A 16,055-nucleotide genomic window follows, 5' to 3' on the forward strand; every position below is an offset into this window, starting at 1 on the left:
GGGATCTGTGAAAGGCCACGTCAGGCGGCATGTGGCGCAGTTATTGGCGGGCCGGCGCTGATCGTTCCAGGGTCTGATAAAACCCTGGTGAAACGCTAGAATCGCTTTCCTCTGTCCTGATCCGGACATTGCCGTCCGGCGGCCTTGTGAAAAGAAATGCGCGTGCCGAGTATGGGGAATCGATGTCGCCCGGTAATTGGCATCGGGCAGTGCACATCCAGCGGACAGTAGGACTTGCAGATGAGCCAGATGACCCTGGAAGAGTTGATCGACATCACCCGCGCCCAGGCCGGCGAGGCCGAGCAGGGCGTGCTCGACGGCGATGTCATCGACGTGCTCTTCGAATACCTCGGCTACGACTCGGTGGCCCTGCTCGAGGTCGTCAGCGAGATCAAGCACCGCTTCGGCGTCGACCTGTCCGACGAGGCGGTCGGATCGGCCCGGACCCTGCGCAAGCTCCTCGCCCTGATCAACCAGGCCATCGACGGCGACGTGAAGCGAAGGAGCGCGTGATGCCCGCTACACCGGCCACTCCGGCCAACCCCGTCCCGGACGACCTCCACGCCCAGCACCTGATCCTGCTGGCCTGCTCGGGCCGGCTGTCGCAGCTGGTCGAGCTGCTCATCGAGTTCGAGATCGCCGACCGGCTCGCGGACGGCCCGCTGCCCGTCGAGACCCTGGCCGAGCAGACCGGCACCCACGCCCCCTCGCTCTACCGGATCCTGCGGACCGCCGCGTCGGTCGGCCTGTTCGCCGAGACGGAGACGAAGGGCACCTTCGAGCTGACCCCGCTCGCCGACGGGCTGCGCTCCGGCAACCCCCGCGCGGTCCTCGCCCTCGCCAAGTACAACCGCATGGACCTCACGCAGCGCGCCTACGCCGAGCTGCGGCACAGCGTCCGGACGGGCGAGCCGGCCTTCGAGAAGGCGTTCGGCGTCCCGTTCGTCGAGTACCTGCAGCGGAACCCCGAGATCGACGCCTACTACGACGGCTTCATGTCGCACTGGAGCCGGCAGTTCGTCGAGCAGGAGCTCGCCCAGTGGGACCTGGCGCGGTTCCGCCGGATCGCCGACCTCGGCGGCGGCGACGGCTTCTTCCTCGCCCATGTGCTGAAGGCGTTCCCCGAGACCACCGGCCACCTGATCGAGCTGCCCTGGATGGCGGAGAAGGCCGCCAAGCTGCTCGCCGAGCACCAGGTGGGCGACCGCGCCGAGGTGGTCGCCGGCGACCTGCGGACCGCGGACGTCCCCGGCGACTGCGACTGCTACTTCATCAAGGCCGTCCTGCACGACCTGAACGACGAGGACGCCGGGCTGGTCCTGCGCCGCGTCCGGTCGGCGATCGGCGACCGGGACGCCCGGCTGCTGGTCGTGGACTCGGTGCTGGAGCCGGGCAACGCCTGGGACCACGGCAAGTTCCTCGACCTGGACATGCTCGTCCTGCACGGCGGCCGGGAGCGCACCCTCGACGACTGGAACGCGCTGTTCGCCGGGGCCGGCTTCGAGCTGATCTCCGAGCCCGTCTACCACTGGACGCTCCTCGAGTGCCGTCCGGTGTGATCACCGAACCCAGGAGGTACCCCATGCCCGCGCCCGCGGTGCCGCGCGAACGGCTGCACGACATCCTCACCACGCACATCGGCCTGGAGCCCGACCAGATCGACGACGCCCTGTCCCTCGCCGAGCTCGGCATCGACTCGATCGGCGTCATCGAGCTGGAGAAGGTCCTGCAGGACGACTACGGGATCAGCCTGCCCGACGAGTCGCAGGCGATGACCATCGCCGAGATCCACGCCCACATCAACGCCGCTCCGGGGAGTGAGAACTGATGGCCAACTCGATCGACAACTCCATCCACATCGACGCGCCGATCGAGCTGGTCTGGCGGACCATGAACGACGTCCGCCGCTGGCCGAGCCTGTTCACCGAGTACGCCTCGATCGAGGTGCTGCACGAGGAGGGCACCACGGTGCGGTTCCGCCTCACCATGGTCCCCGACCCCGACGGGACGGTGTGGAGCTGGGTCAGCGAGCGCACCTGGGACGACGCGACGAAGTCGTCGCGGGCGCACCGGGTCGAGACCGGGCCCTTCGAGTACATGCGCATCTACTGGGACTTCCGCACCGAGGGCGAGGGGACCCTCATGCGGTGGCGGCAGGAGTTCGAGGCCAAGCCCACGGCGCCGTTCACCGACGAGGAGATCACCAAGCGCCTCAACGACAACACCGCGATCCAGCAGGCGGTGATCAAGGAGAAGATCGAGCGGATCGCGCTCGGCGGGGCCGAGATCGGCCGCAAGTGAACCGGACGGCCCGCCCGCGCGCCCGCACGGCGCGCCAGCGGGCCGTCTCGAGGAGACAGCCATGCCACAACGGACCCTGCACTCCCGGTTCGCCGACTCGGCCGCCCGGCACCCGGACGCCGTCGCCCTCGAACTGGCCGGCGACCGCCTCACCTACCGCGAGCTCGACGAGCTGGCGGCCCGCGTCGCCGGCCGGATCGCCGCGCGGTGCGGCGGCGCGCCCCGCGCCGTCGGCCTGCACGCCTCGCGCACGCTCGCCGCGTACGCGGGCTACCTGGCGATCCAGCGGCTCGGCGCGGTGACCGTCCCGCTCAACCCGTCCTTCCCGGCGGAGCGCAACGAGCGCGTCATCGCGGCCGGACGGGTCGAGGCGGTGGTCTCGCAGGACCCCGGGTTCGCGGCCGCCGTGCCCGTCATCGGGCTGGGCCCGTCGTTCCCGGACGAGCTCGCGGGCGAGCGGCCGGCCCCGCCCGGACCGGCCGGGGACACCGCCTACATCCTGTTCACCTCGGGATCGACCGGGGTCCCCAAAGGGGTGCCGGTCGGCCACGACAACCTGTCGGCCTACCTGGACCACGTCGTCCCGCGCTACGGGCTCGGCCCCGGCTCCCGGGTGTCGCAGACCTTCGACCTCACCTTCGACCTCTCCGTCTTCGACCTGTTCGCCTCCTGGGCGTCCGGCGCGGCCGTCGTCGTCCCGCGCCGCGGCGAGCTGATGAACCCGGCCCGCTTCGTCACCGGGCGGGGGATCACCCACTGGTTCTCGGTGCCGTCGCTCATCTCGGTGGCGCGCCGGCTCGGTCGCCTCACCCCGGCCTCGATGCCGGACCTGCGATGGAGCCTGTTCTGCGGTGAGCAGCTCACCGTGTCGCAGGCGCGGGCCTGGCGGGACGCCGCCCCGAACGGCGTCCTGGAGAACCTGTACGGGCCGACCGAGCTGACGCTGAGCTGCACGCAGCACCGCTACACCGAGGGCCTCACGCCGCTCAACGGCACCGTGCCCATCGGCGACCCCTATCCCGGCCACGACGTCCTGGTGATCGGCGAGGACGGGGTCCCGGCGCCCGCCGGCGAGCTGTGCGTGCGCGGCCCGCAGCGCTTCGCCGGCTACCTGGACCCCGCCGACAACGCCGGGCGCTTCGTCGCCTTCGAGGCCGGACGCGCCACCGCGTGGGACGGTCCCGGCCCGCCGGGGCCCGAGCTCTGGTACCGGACGGGCGACCTCGTCCGGCGCGAGGCCGGCGGCCTGGTCCATCTCGGCCGCACCGACCACCAGGTCAAGGTGCAGGGCTACCGGGTCGAGCTCGGCGAGATCGAGTCGGTGCTGCGCGACCAGCCCGGCGTCCAGGACGCCATCGTCGTGGCGGTCTCGCAGGGCGACGGCGCGATGGCGCTGCACGCCGTCCACACCGGCGAACGCCTCGGCCACGAGGAGCTGAAGGCGGCGCTCGCGCGGCGGCTGCCGCCGCACATGATGCCGCGCTCGCTCACGCACTGGGAGACGCTGCCGCTGAACGACAACGGCAAGGTCGACCGCCGCACCATCGCCGACTCCATCGCCGAAGAGAGGGAGCACTGAGATGCAGCGAGTGCTGTTCATCGACCGGATGCGGCCCGAGGACGCGCCGGCCGTCGCCAAGATCTGGACCGAGCACGACCGCACCGGGCTGCCAGAGCGGATCGGCGTCGTGAACCGGACGCTCTACCGCTTCCACGGCCTCTACGTCCACCTGGTGGAGGCGCGCGACGACCTGCCCGGCGACCTCACCGAGCGGATCTTCGCGGCCCGCACCGATCCGGCGTTCGTCGACACGCGCGACCGCCTGGCCGCCCATCTCGAGCCGTACCTGCCGGAGTTCCGGACCCTGAAAGACACCCGAGCCGAGCAGTTCTACCGCTGGCAAGCATGACGGAAAGGCCTTCCATGTCCGGTCTGACCAAGGTGTCGATGGAGGACGTCAGCCCCAGCCGGCGGCTCGGCGGCGGCATCCGCCCGCTGCTCAGCCCCACGTCGGTCGGGGCGACCGCGGGCTTCCTCGGCACCATGTCGCTCGACCGCGGCGACTTCGTCGCCGCGCACTACCACCCGTACTCCGAGGAGTTCATCTTCGTCGCCGAGGGCCGCGTGCTGCTCCGGATCGACGAGGACGAGCTGCTCCTCGGCACCCACGAGGCCGCGATGGTCCCGAAGACGCGGTCGCACCGCATCGAGAACGTCTCGGCGTCGCCGGCGCTGCTGGTGTTCCAGATGGCGCCGCTCGCCCCGACGCCCGAGCAGGGCCACGTGGAGGTCGAACCCGTTCCCTACCCGGACGCGCCCCCGCCGTCCCTGCGGACGAGGTGACCACGATGCGCAGAGCCGTCATCACCGGCATCGGGGTCGTCGCGCCCGGCGGGGTCGGGACCAAGCCGTTCTGGGAGCAGATCACCTCGGGGCGGCCGGCGACCCGGCGCGTGACCCTCTTCGACCCCGAGGGGTACCGGTCCCAGATCGCCGGGGAGGTGGACTTCGACCCCGTGGCCGCGGGGCTGCGCCCCGACCAGGCCGCGGGCCTGGACAGGATGGTCCAGTTCGCGCTGGTGTCGCTGGCCGAGGCCCTCACCGACGGCGGGCTGCCGCTGGACGGCGCCGACCCCGGCCGGATCGGGGTGAGCGTCGGCACGGCCGTCGGCTGCACGATGGGGCTGGAGAGCCAGTACGCCAAGACCAGCTCCAACGGCCGCGACTGGCTCACCGACCACACCCTGGCCGCCGACAACCTCTACGACTTCTTCGTCCCGACGTCGCTGGCCCGCGAGGTCGCCTGGGCGGCGGGCGCCGAGGGGCCGGTCACCGTCGTCTCGACCGGGTGCACGTCGGGCCTGGACGCCGTCGGCCACGCGCTGGAGCTGGTCCGCGAGGGCGCCGCCGACATCATGATCACCGGCGCGACCGACGCGCCGCTGTCCCCGATCACCTACGCGTGCTTCGACGCGCTGCGGGCGACCTCGCCCGACAACCACGACCCCGAGGGCTCCTGCCGGCCGTTCGACCGCACCCGCAACGGCTTCGCGCTGGGCGAGGGGGCGGCGATCTTCGTGCTGGAGGAGTACGAGCACGCCCGCCGGCGCGGCGCGCACGTCTACGCCGAGCTGTCGGGGTTCGCCACCCGCTGCAACGCCTACCACATGACCGGCCTGAAGGCCGACGGAAAGGAGATGGCCGAGGCGATCCGGTCCGCGATGGACCAGTCGCGGATCAACGCCGACGGCTTCGACTACATCAGCGCCCACGGATCGGGCACCCGGCAGAACGACCTGCACGAGACGGCGGCGTTCAAGGACGCCCTCGGCGCCGCCGCCTACCGCACCCCGATCAGCTCGATCAAGTCGATGATCGGGCACTCGCTCGGCTCGGTCGGCTCGATCGAGATCGCGGCCTGCGCGCTGGCGATCGAGCACGGCGTGGTCCCGCCGACCGCCAACCTCCGCGAGCCCGACCCCGACTGCGACCTGGACTACATCCCGCTCGTCGCCCGCGAGTACCCGGTCGGCGCGGCGCTCACGGTCGGCAGCGGGTTCGGCGGCTTCCAGAGCGCGGCGGTGCTGCGCAGGCCGGAGGCGGCATGAGCGGCCGGATCGTGGTGACCGGGGCCGGGGTGCTCGCGCCGAACGGCCTCGGCGTCGCCGACTACTGGCGGGCGACCCTGGCCGGGCACGGCGGCGTCGCCGTGCCCGAGCGGCTCGACCTGTCGCCGTACCCGCTCAAGGTGGCCGGGGAGATCGCGGGGTTCGAGCCGGCCGGCGTCGTGCCCGGCCGGCTGATCCCGCAGACCGACCGCACCACCCGGTTCGCCCTCGCCGGGGCGTCCTGGGCGCTGGAGGACGCCGCCGCGGACCCGTCCGCGGCGGGCCGCTACGACGTCGGCGTGGTCACGGCGAACGGCTGCGGCGGGTTCGAGTTCGGGCAGCGCGAGCTGCAGAAGCTGTGGAGCCAGGGACCGCACCGGGTCAGCGCGTACCAGTCGTTCGCCTGGTTCTACGCGGTGAACACCGGCCAGCTCTCGATCCGGCACGGCGCGCGCGGCCACGGCTCCGTCGTCGTGACCGAGCAGGCCGGGGGCCTGGACGCGCTCGCCGCCGCGCGCCGCAAGCTGCGCGACGGGACGCTCCGCCTCGCCGTCACCGGAGGGGTGGAGGCGCCCCTGTGCCCCTGGGGCGTCACGGCCCAGCTGCCCAACGGCCTGCTGAGCGAGGTGCCCGACCCGGACCGCGCCTACCTGCCGTTCGACCGGGACGCCTCCGGATACGTCCCCGGCGAGGGCGGCGCGATCCTCGTCATGGAGACCGAGGACGCGGCCCGCGAGCGGGGCGCGCCGCACGTCTACGGCGAGATCGCCGGGTACGCCGCCTCCTTCGACCCGCCGCCGGGGTCCGACCGGCCGCCCGTGCTCACCAAGGCCATCGCCGGGGCGCTCGACGACGCCGGCGTGCGCGCCGACCAGGTCGACGTGGTCGTGCCCGACGCGATGGGCGTGCCGGCGATGGACCGCGCCGAGGCGGCGGCGCTCTGCGAGGTGTTCGGGCCGCGCGGCGTGCCCGTCGCCGTGCCCAAGACGATGACCGGGCGGCTGTACTCCGGCGGCGGCCCGCTGGACGTCGTCGCCGCCCTGCTGATGATCCGCGACGGCGTGGTGCCGGCCGCGGCCAACATCGGCGACATCCCCGCCGAGTACGGGCTCGACGTGGTCCTGGAGCGGTCCCGCGACCTGCCGGTCCGCACCGTCCTCGTCATCGCCCGCGGGCTCGGCGGCTTCAACTCCGCGCTGGTGGTGCGCGGGGTCCCGCAATGACCCGCCACGGAACGGAGGCCCTCTGATGGGACGGATCTCGGTCGCGGACGGCTACTACACCCTGGTCAACATGTTCACCGTGCGGCCGGAGGACCAGCGCCGCATGTACGACGAGATCGTCGACGTCACCGGCGTCATCAGGCGATTCCCCGGCTTCGTGTCGGCCAACGTGCACCTGAGCGAGGACGGCACCCGGGTCGTCAACTACGCGCAGTGGCGCAGCCGCGAGGAGTTCGAGGCGATGCAGACCCACCCGAGCGTGCAGGACCACTTCAGGCGCTGCCGCGCGCTCGCCGAGATCGACTCGGTGTTCTGCTCGGTCGCGTTCGCGCACGGCGGCGCGGCCGGCGCGCCGGTCGCGGGAGGCGGGCGATGACGGTCACCAACGGCGGGCGGCCGCGGCCCGGCCCGGCCCGGACGGAACCGGCGGCCGAGGACGCGTGGCTGCGCTGCGACGGCTGCGGCGCGCTGGTCTACGGCCGCAAGTTCGACCGCAACCTGAAGGTGTGCCCCGACTGCGGGCACCACGGGAGGCTGACCGTCTGGGAGCGGCTCGAGCTGCTCCTGGACCCCGGCAGCCTGCGCCGTTTCGGTGAGACGGTCCGCTCCACGGACCTGCTCGGCTTCACCGACACCAAGCCGTATCCCCAGCGGCTGGCCGAGAACCGCAGCCGGACCGGCAACCCGGCCGCCGCCGTCTGCGGGCACGCGAGGGTCGAGGGCCGGCCGGTCGTCGTCGCGGCGCTGGACTTCGCCTTCCTGGGCGGCAGCATCGGCGCCGCGGTCGGCGAGCTCGTCGCGCGGGCGGCCCGGACCGCGCTGCACGACCGCGTCCCGCTCGTGATCATCTCCGCGTCGGGCGGGGCCCGCATGCAGGAGGGCGCCATCTCGCTCATGCAGATGGCGAAGACCAGCCAGGAGCTGAACCGGCTGCACGCGGCCGGGATCCTGGTCGTCAACCTCAACCTCAACCCCACCTTCGGCGGCGCCACCGCGTCGTTCTCGATGCTCGGCGACGTGATCATCGCCGAGCCGGGCGCGCGGATCGGGTTCGCCGGGCCGCAGGTGATCCGGCAGACGATCCGCCAGGAGCTGCCGCAGGGGTTCCAGACGGCGGAGTACCTGCTCGACAACGGCCAGATCGACATGGTCGTGCCGCGCGAGGGACTGCGCGCGATGCTCGGCCGCGTGCTGCGCCTGCACGCCCCCCGGCCGCGGAGGCGGGCGCCGCAGGACGACGGGCGTCCGCCCGCCGCCACGGTCACCGACCCCGCCGAGCTGGCGGAGCGGCCCGCCGCCGACGTGGTGGCGCGGGCGCGTTCCGTCGAGCGGCCGACCACGCTGGACTACTGCGCCTACATGTTCGGCGACTTCGTCGAGCTGCACGGCGACCGCGCCCGCGGCGACGACCCGGCCGTGGTCGGCGGGCTTGCCGACCTCGACGGCCGCACGGTCGTGGTCATCGGGCACCAGAAGGGCCACGACGTCGCGGAGATGGTCCGGCGCAACTTCGGGATGCCGCACCCGTGGGGCTACCAGAAGGCGTACCGGCTCATGCAGTACGCGGCCAGGTTCGGGTTCCCGCTCGTCACGTTCGTCGACACCCCGGGCGCCTACCCCGGGATCGAGGCGGAGAGCAACGGGCAGGCGTTCTCGATCGCCCGCTGCCTGGAGCGCATGTCGGACCTTCCGGTGCCCGTCGTCTCCGTCGTCACCGGGGAGGGCGGCAGCGGCGGCGCCCTGGCGCTGGCCGTCGCCAACCGGGTGCTGATCCTCGACAGCGCGTACTTCTCGGTCATCAGCCCGGAGGGATGCTCGACGATCCTCTTCGGCAGCGCGGAAGCGGCGCCCCGCGCGGCCGAGCAGCTCCGCCTCACCCCGCCCGACCTGCTGCGCCTCGGCGTGGTGGAAGGCGTGATCCGCGAGCCGGGCGAGGGCGCGCACGCCGAGCACCTGGCGACCGCCGACCGGATCAAGGCCGCGCTGCTGGAGGGGCTCGACGAGTTGGACGCGCTGTCCGCGCGGGAAGGCCCCGGCGCGCTCGTCGAGGCGCGCTACCGGCGGTACGCCCGGTTCGGGGACCCGGCCGGGATCACGACCATTGAGGACCGGGACCATGGACGGCGTTGACACCGGCGCGGGCGCCGGGGACATCGACCGGATCCGCACGCTGAGCAGCACCGTGAGGGAGATCGTCGACGGGCTCCCCGGACGCGTCCAGCGGGTGACCGTCCGGGCGGGCGAGCTCTCGGTCGACCTCAGCTTCCACACGCCCGAGGGCGGGACGCCCGCCGCCGCGGTCCCCGCCGCGGCGGCCCCGGCGGTCCCGGCAGGCGCGCCCGCCGAGGCCGAGGCGGCGGACGGCACGGCCGGCGAGGCCGTCCGCGCCCCGCTGGTCGGCACCTTCTACGGGCGGCCGTCCCCGGACGAGCCGCCGTTCGTCGAGGTCGGCGACGTCGTCGAGGAGGGCCAGCAGGTCGCGCTGATCGAGGCGATGAAGCTGTTCAACGCGGTCACCGCGGCCGTCCGGGGCCGGATCGCCAAGGTCCACGTCGCCGACGGCGACATGGTCGAGTACGACCAGCCCCTGTTCGACCTGGTGCCGGAGGGCTGAGGAGGACGCCGTGTTCAGCAGGGTGCTCATCGCCAACCGCGGCGAGATCGCGGTCCGGATCATCCGGGCCTGCCGCGGGCTCGGCCTGTCCACCGTCGCCGCCTACTCGACCGCCGACGCGGACTCGCTGCACGTGGCGCTCGCCGACGAGGCCGTGTGCGTGGGCCCGCCGGCGCCGCGCCGGAGCTACCTCGACATCCCCAACGTGATCGGCGCCGCGCTCAGGACGGGCGCGGACGCCGTCCACCCCGGCTACGGGTTCCTCTCCGAGGACCCGTACTTCGCCGAGATCTGCGCGCAGAACGGCATCACCTTCATCGGCCCGCCGCCGGAGGTCATGGAGTCGGCGGGGGACAAGGCGATCGCGCGCCGGCTCATGGGGGAGGCGGGGCTGCCGCTGCCCGGCACGACCGAGCCGGTGGCCTCCCTCGACGCCGCGCTGGAGGTGGCGGACCGCGTCGGCTACCCGGTGGTGCTCAAGGCGGTCGCGGGCGGCGGCGGCCGGGGCATCTCGATGGCGGCGTCGCGCGCCGAGCTGCGCGAGACGTACGCCAGGACGCGGAGCGGGGCGCAGGCGGTCTTCGGGGACAGCCGCGTCTACCTGGAGCGCTACCTGCCGGTCGCCCGGCACATCGAGTTCCAGGTGCTCGGCGACGCGCATGGCCGGATCGTCCACCTGGGCGAGCGCGACTGCTCGGTGCAGCGGCGCCACCAGAAGCTCGTCGAGGAGGGGCCGTCGCCGGCCCTGGACGACGACCTGCGGGCCGAGATGGGGGAGGCGGCGCTGCGGGGCGCCAAGGCCCTCGGCTACCGGGGCGCGGGGACCGTGGAGTTCCTCCTCGACGACGACGGCCGGTACTGGTTCATGGAGATGAACGCGCGCATCCAGGTCGAGCACCCCGTCACCGAGATGATCAGCGGCGTGGACCTGGTCACCGAGCAGATCAGGATCGCCGCCGGGGAGCCGCTGGCCTTCGACCAGGCCGACGTGCGGCTGACCGGGCACGCGATCGAGGTGCGGGTCAACGCCGAGGATCCCGACCGCGGCTTCGCGCCGACCCCCGGGAGGCTCGCCGAGTTCCGCGCACCCGGCGGCCCCGGGGTGCGGATCGACTCGCACTGCGTGCCCGGCGCCACGATCCCGCCCTACTACGACTCGATGATCGCCAAGCTGATCGTCTGGGACCGGGACCGGCCCGCGTGCCTGCGGCGGATGCGCACGGCGCTGGACGAGCTGAAGGTGGAGGGCCCGGGGCTGCGCACCACCGTGCCGTTCCACCGGCGGGTCCTGGAGCATCCGGTGTTCCGCGCGGGCGGGACCCACACCGATTTCGTCGACCGGCATCTGCGGGGGTGACCGGCGATGGCGACGACGAACGACGTCTGGTTCCTCGGCGGGCCCGCACCGGCGGAGGCCGACCTCGTCCTGTTCTGCGTGCCGCACGCGGGCGGCGGCGGTGTCGGCTACAAGCCCTGGAGCGCGATGCTGCCCGCGTCCGTCCACGTGCAGCCCGTCCAGCTCCCGGGACGGGAGACGCGGGCCGCCGAGGCGCCGGACTTCGACCCCGCCGACCTGGCGCGGGCGCTGGCCGCCCGCGCCGGGGGCCTGCCCTACGCGATCTACGGCCACAGCATGGGCGGCGTGCTCGCCCAGGAGGCGGTCCGCGAGCTGATGCGGCTGGGCGAGCCGCTGCCCGAGCGGCTCGTGGTCGGCGCGAGCCACCCGCCGCACGTCGAGAGCGCGTGGATCGGCCGCTGGCGGAGCCTGCGGGACGAGGAACTGCTGGAGGAGATCATCGCGCTGGGCGGCACGCCGGAGGCCGTGCGGCGGCATCCGCGCCTGCGGGACCGGCTGGTGCGCGTGCTGCGCGCCGACGTCGGCTGGCTGTCCGGGTACCGGCTGCCGCCGGCGGAGGAGATGCCGCGGGAGCTCCCGGTGCCCATCGCCGCCGTCGCGGGCGCGCGCGACCCGATCGCCCCGCCCGAGGCGATGGCCGCCTGGCGCGACCTCACCTCGGTCGGGTTCGCGCTCACCGTCATCGACGCCGGCCACTTCTTCCACCTGGACGCCCCGGCCGAGATCGCCGGGCTCCTGCCGGCCGGGCCCGCCCCGGCGAGGACGCCGGCCGGCCCGTGACCCGCTCCCGGTCGCGCGGCGTGTCAAGAGGCGCGAAGGTGAGCACCGCGTCACCCGCGCCGCCGGAAAATAAGGGCGCCCTGCGGCCGGGTAATTTGGGCGCCCGGTGCAACCCTCCGTGATGTGCACTCTGCATTCCGTCATTCATTTGCCGCGAGAATGATCATTCGCATTCGCGGTCACTTGTACCGGCCGCCGGTATCGGGGGTTCATCGCCTCGTCAGCGGACGTTATATCCGATGGCCTCGCCGTTTCCGCCGGACCGGCGGTCGCGGTGGCCGGATACGGCCAACGGATCCCTTGAATCAAGCCCGGCGTGGACATAGATTTAAATCACCCGAACACTGCTAGGTTGTATGCGTTGTAAACGTATCGACCGGCATGCGATGAAGGGGGTCCAAAGACGGCGGCCGGCGCATTTACTAGAAAGTTGAATTAGTTTCCGCCTGTGTTGGTCGGATGTTTCTTTGTGGTGCCGGACGGTCTCCGTAGGTGGCGGACACCGGGGCGGCGAGTGCAACTGGGGATGATGATTCCATGCAGTTTCGACTGTTGGGCGGTCTTGACGTCTCTACGGGCGGTGAGGAGCGGATCATGCTCCCGCCCAAGCTGCGCACCATCATGGCGATGTTGCTCATACTGCACGACCAGGTCGTTCCCACCAGCCAGTTCATCGACGAGATATGGCTGGGGGACCCGCCGGTCACGGTCGTGGCCACCATGCAGACCTACATCTACCAGCTCCGCAAGCTGCTCGGCATCGGCGAGTCCGGGCACGAGCAGGGCATCGCGCTGCTCACCGAGCCGTCGGGCTACCAGCTCCAGGTGGCCCCCGAGTGCATCGACGTCCCGGTCTTCGAGCGCTGCTTTCAGGCCGGCCAGAAGGCGTTCGCGGAGGGCGACTACACGCGGGCCGCCAACTCGCTGGAGAGCGCCCTGTCGCTGTGGCGGTCCCAGGCGCTCGCGGACGTCCAGAAGGGACCGTTCCTGGAGTCGTACGCCGCGCACCTCGAGGAGACCAAGATCCAGGTCACCGAGCTGCGCATCGACGCGTACCTGCAGCTCGGACGCAGCCTGGACGCGATCCGCGAGCTGAAGTCCCTGATCATCAACCAGCCCCTGCACGAGGGCCTGCACTCCAAGCTGATGCTGGCGCTGCACCGGTCCGGCCGCCGGCACGAGGCGCTGGCGGTCTTCGGCCGGCTGCGCCGCTCCCTGGTGGACGAGCTCGGCATCGAGCCGTCGCCGCCGGTCCAGCGGCTGCACCGCGCGCTGCTCGCCGCGGACCCGTCGCTGGACCTGCCCGCGGTGCGGGCCGCCGAGGACGTGCTCACCGCGCCCACGGTGGTCGCCGTGCCCGCCCAGATCCCCGCCGACATTCCCGATTTCATCGGCCGCGATTTCGTGCTCGGCCGGCTGGAGCAGACCTTCCTGCAGAACGGCAGAAAGCAGGCTCCGCCGATGGTCTCGATCACCGGAATGGCCGGGGTGGGCAAGTCCGCATTGGCGGTCCGGCTCGCCCACCGGGTGCGGCAGCGCTTTCCGGACGGTCAGTTCTTCGCCGCGCTCCGCCGCAACGGGGCGGCGGTCGATCCGTCCGATGTGCTCGCCGACCATCTGCACGCGATCGGTTTCGCGCACAGCCAGATACCGGCCGCGCTGGAAAGCCGCAGTCAATTGTTCTGCAGCTGGTGCGCGGACCGCCGGGTGCTCATCGTCCTCGACGACGCGATGAGCGAGGAACAGGTGCGGCCGCTGCTGCCGGGAAGCCCGCACTGCGCGGTGATCATGACGAACAGGTCACCGCTCTACGGGATTTCCGGGCTGCGCACGTTCGAGATCAATCCGCTCGCGGAGGACGACGCGATCGAACTGCTCGGGATGATCGTCGGCCGCCGGTGGAGCGGTCCCGAGCGCCAGGCCGCCCGGTCCATCGTCGACTACTGCGAGAACCTGCCGCTGGCCGTGCGCGCGGTCGGCGCCCGGCTCGCCCGTCCGGCGTCGCCCTCGCTCGACCGCTGGGTGGCGAGCCTGGAGTACGGCCGCCGGCGCATCGAGGAGCTGTGCTCGGGCACGTTCGACATGTGGACGCGGCTGGAGCAGAGCTACCTCGAGCTCGACGACTCCGCGCGGACGGTCCTCCTCCTGCTCGGCCGGCACGCGCCCGCCCGCTTCGGCGTCGAGGAGATGGCCCGGCGCTTCCAGATCGACTCCTTCGAGCTGGAGCGGATGCTGTCCACCCTCGTCGACGCCCGGCTCCTGCTCGTCGAGGCCGACGGCGCGGGGGAGACCCGGTACGTGCTCCTCTCCATGATCCGCGCCTTCGCCCTTGAGCGGTTCACGGCCGAGCTCGGCGAGCACACCGAGGCGGCCGTGGAGGCCGGCGACGGAACCGTCGACGACGACTGGGACGAGCCTACGGTCCCCCTCGCCCCGCCCCCGCAGCTCGCGCTGATGAGGCCCGGCCCGAGCCACTGACGCCGGACCCGGCGCGTCCCCAGAACCCGACCGCACCGTCAGGCACACGGACTGCCTACCGCCGCTCCCCACGCTCCCCTCCACCCGCCTCTTCCAGGCCCGTCGCCGTCGCGAACGCGGCCGAACCATCCGACAGGTCGTTTCACAGCCGTGCGTGCGCCACACCGAGGCGTTCCTCGTCCGGGCGCGCCGATCGATCGCCGGAGACCTCGTCGGCCCAGTCGAGCAGCCGGTGCAGGTGCTCGTCGACGAGCGCGGCGCCGACGCCCGGGTCACCGGCCGCGACCTCCCCGCCGGTGCCGTCGATGGTGATCAGCGTCCCTTCGGGGACGACGCGTTCGCCGACCCGCGCGCACCCCGCCTCGGCATCGACGGTGAGGCCGGCCGCGTCGACGACCGCGGCCTTGCCCATGGCCCGCGCGACGACGGCGGCGTGGCTCGCCGGCCCGCCGCGGCTCGTGACCACCCCGGAAGCGGCGGCCAGGCCGTGCATGTCGAGCGGTGAGGTGACGGGACGCACCAGGATCACCGGCCCCTCGGCGGCCATCCGGACGGCCCGGTCGGCGGTGACCGCGACGCGTCCCGTCGCGACGCCGGGGCATGCTCCTCGGCCGCGCGTGAGGAGGTCGATCCCGAGGCCGGTCCGTATCCGCGGGGTGCGGGCGCCGCGGAGATGCCGCGGTGAGATCCGCCGCAGGGCCGTGCGCCGGTCGATGAGCCGTTCGTCGGCGAGCTCGACGGCGACCCGGACCGCGGCGCGGCCCGCGAGGCCGCCGGGCCGTACCTGCAGGAACCACAGGTCGCCGGTCTCGAAGGTGAACTCGACGTGGCAGGCGTCGCGGTAGTGCCGTTCGACGCGGTGCAGGGCCGCCACGAGGCGCTCCCATACCGCCGGCTCCCGGTCGGCGAGCTCGGACAACGGCCGGGTGCTGGAGCGCCCGGAGACGACGTCCTCGCCCTGCCCGCCGAACAGGACGTCGCCGAACGGCGTCCTGCCGCCCGTGTTCGGGTCGCGGCTGAAGGCGACGCCGGTACCGCTGCGCCCGTCCCGGTTGCCGAACACCATGGCCTGCACGATCACGGCCGTGCCGAGGTCGTGGGGGACGCCGTGCAGTTCGCGGTACGTGACCGCGCGCGGGTTGTTCCAGGACGAGAAGACGGCCCTCACCGCCGCCCGCAGCAGGCTCATGGCGTCGTCGGGGACGGTCATGGCGGCGGACGGCGCCGACGCGGCCGCCGCGTCCGCGAGGTCCGGGGTCCCGTTCGTCGCGGTCGCGAAGCTCATGAGGAACCGGCGGCGCGTCTCGTCCGCGAAGGCCGGGTCGCCGGTCTCGGCGGCCAGCGCGGCGGTCGCCTCGGTGGTGAGACCGAGGTCGAGGACGGTGCTCATCATGCCGGGCATCGACACGGCGGCGCCCGACCGGACCGACACCGCGAGCGGGCGCGGGCCCGCGCCGAAGCGCCTTCCGGTCGCGGCCTCCAGCCGGCGGACGGCGGCGGACAGGTCGGCGTCGAAACCCTCCGGAAGGCGCCCGTCCCGGAGGAAGGCTCGGCAGGCGCGGGTGCCGATGACGAACCCCGCCGGCACGGGCAGGCCGAGGCGTCGCAGGACGACGAGCCCGTGGCCCTTGCCGCCGAGAACGTCCGCCGACTCACGCGCACCGGGGGCGAGGGGATGGATCCAGCGCATCGG

The 16,055-nt window shown here is 72.9% G+C and carries 16 protein-coding genes; 15 read left to right on the top strand and 1 reads right to left on the bottom strand.

Going from position 1 to position 16,055, the window contains the following annotated elements; genetic code table 11:
- Window positions 1-240: 240 nt before the first annotated feature.
- The 15 genes from amrb99_RS10390 to amrb99_RS10460 all read left to right on the top strand — a co-directional run bounded on the left by amrb99_RS10390 (window position 241) and on the right by amrb99_RS10460 (window position 14,362).
- Window positions 241-513: an acyl carrier protein gene (locus tag amrb99_RS10390; RefSeq protein WP_190855288.1), complete on the top strand. Its 273-nt coding sequence runs from the start codon at window positions 241-243 to the stop codon at window positions 511-513.
- A complete protein-coding gene (locus amrb99_RS10395; protein WP_190855290.1) occupies window positions 513-1,559 on the top strand; it encodes a methyltransferase in 1,047 nt (348 codons plus the stop codon). The genes amrb99_RS10390 and amrb99_RS10395 overlap by 1 nt, the downstream gene beginning before the upstream one ends.
- Window positions 1,560-1,582: 23 nt before the next feature.
- On the top strand, window positions 1,583-1,828 hold the full coding sequence (locus amrb99_RS10400) for an acyl carrier protein (RefSeq protein ID WP_190855292.1): 246 nt from the start codon (window positions 1,583-1,585) through the stop codon (window positions 1,826-1,828).
- Window positions 1,828-2,301, top strand: a complete 474-nt coding sequence (locus tag amrb99_RS10405; RefSeq protein WP_190855294.1) for an SRPBCC family protein — start codon at window positions 1,828-1,830, stop codon at window positions 2,299-2,301. The genes amrb99_RS10400 and amrb99_RS10405 overlap by 1 nt, the downstream gene beginning before the upstream one ends.
- A gap of 61 nt (window positions 2,302-2,362) precedes the next feature.
- Entirely contained in the window at window positions 2,363-3,880 is a 1,518-nt protein-coding gene (locus tag amrb99_RS10410; RefSeq protein WP_190855296.1) for an amino acid adenylation domain-containing protein, read from the top strand.
- Between the two features lies 1 nt (window position 3,881).
- Window positions 3,882-4,211 carry a TcmI family type II polyketide cyclase gene (locus tag amrb99_RS10415; protein WP_190855298.1) on the top strand — a complete coding sequence of 110 codons (330 nt, stop codon included), beginning with the start codon at window positions 3,882-3,884 and terminating at the stop codon, window positions 4,209-4,211.
- 14 nt (window positions 4,212-4,225) lie between these two features.
- Window positions 4,226-4,645 carry a cupin domain-containing protein gene (locus amrb99_RS10420; protein WP_190855300.1) on the top strand — a complete coding sequence of 140 codons (420 nt, stop codon included), beginning with the start codon at window positions 4,226-4,228 and terminating at the stop codon, window positions 4,643-4,645.
- 5 nt (window positions 4,646-4,650) lie between these two features.
- The gene (locus amrb99_RS10425; protein ID WP_190855302.1) at window positions 4,651-5,910 is read left to right on the top strand and encodes a beta-ketoacyl-[acyl-carrier-protein] synthase family protein; all 1,260 of its coding nucleotides are present in this window, start codon (window positions 4,651-4,653) and stop codon (window positions 5,908-5,910) included.
- A complete protein-coding gene (locus amrb99_RS10430) occupies window positions 5,907-7,133 on the top strand; it encodes a ketosynthase chain-length factor (protein WP_190855305.1) in 1,227 nt (408 codons plus the stop codon). Before amrb99_RS10425 ends, amrb99_RS10430 begins: the two co-directional genes overlap by 4 nt.
- Before the next feature lie 25 nt (window positions 7,134-7,158).
- Window positions 7,159-7,509, top strand: a complete 351-nt coding sequence (locus tag amrb99_RS10435; protein ID WP_190855307.1) for an antibiotic biosynthesis monooxygenase family protein — start codon at window positions 7,159-7,161, stop codon at window positions 7,507-7,509.
- On the top strand, window positions 7,506-9,263 hold the full coding sequence (gene accD / locus amrb99_RS10440; RefSeq protein WP_190855310.1) for an acetyl-CoA carboxylase, carboxyltransferase subunit beta: 1,758 nt from the start codon (window positions 7,506-7,508) through the stop codon (window positions 9,261-9,263). The genes amrb99_RS10435 and accD overlap by 4 nt, the downstream gene beginning before the upstream one ends.
- Window positions 9,250-9,747 carry a biotin/lipoyl-containing protein gene (locus amrb99_RS50895; RefSeq protein ID WP_190855312.1) on the top strand — a complete coding sequence of 166 codons (498 nt, stop codon included), beginning with the start codon at window positions 9,250-9,252 and terminating at the stop codon, window positions 9,745-9,747. The genes accD and amrb99_RS50895 overlap by 14 nt, the downstream gene beginning before the upstream one ends.
- A 10-nt stretch (window positions 9,748-9,757) precedes the next feature.
- On the top strand, window positions 9,758-11,104 hold the full coding sequence (accC, locus tag amrb99_RS10450) for an acetyl-CoA carboxylase biotin carboxylase subunit (protein WP_190855314.1): 1,347 nt from the start codon (window positions 9,758-9,760) through the stop codon (window positions 11,102-11,104).
- 6 nt (window positions 11,105-11,110) lie between these two features.
- Window positions 11,111-11,884, top strand: coding sequence for an alpha/beta fold hydrolase (locus tag amrb99_RS10455; protein ID WP_190855316.1), 774 nt, complete (start codon window positions 11,111-11,113; stop codon window positions 11,882-11,884).
- A gap of 594 nt (window positions 11,885-12,478) precedes the next feature.
- Entirely contained in the window at window positions 12,479-14,362 is a 1,884-nt protein-coding gene (locus tag amrb99_RS10460; RefSeq protein ID WP_190855319.1) for an AfsR/SARP family transcriptional regulator, read from the top strand.
- A 142-nt stretch (window positions 14,363-14,504) separates the two neighbouring features.
- Here amrb99_RS10460 and amrb99_RS10465 read toward each other — a convergent pair whose 3' ends face one another.
- Window positions 14,505-16,052 (bottom strand): pyruvate, phosphate dikinase, encoded by a 1,548-nt coding sequence (locus tag amrb99_RS10465; RefSeq protein WP_190855321.1) that lies wholly within the window; start codon window positions 16,050-16,052, stop codon window positions 14,505-14,507.
- Window positions 16,053-16,055: the final 3 nt, after the last annotated feature.

This window comes from Actinomadura sp. RB99 (genome assembly GCF_014706005.1).
GTDB lineage: Bacteria > Actinomycetota > Actinomycetes > Streptosporangiales > Streptosporangiaceae > Spirillospora.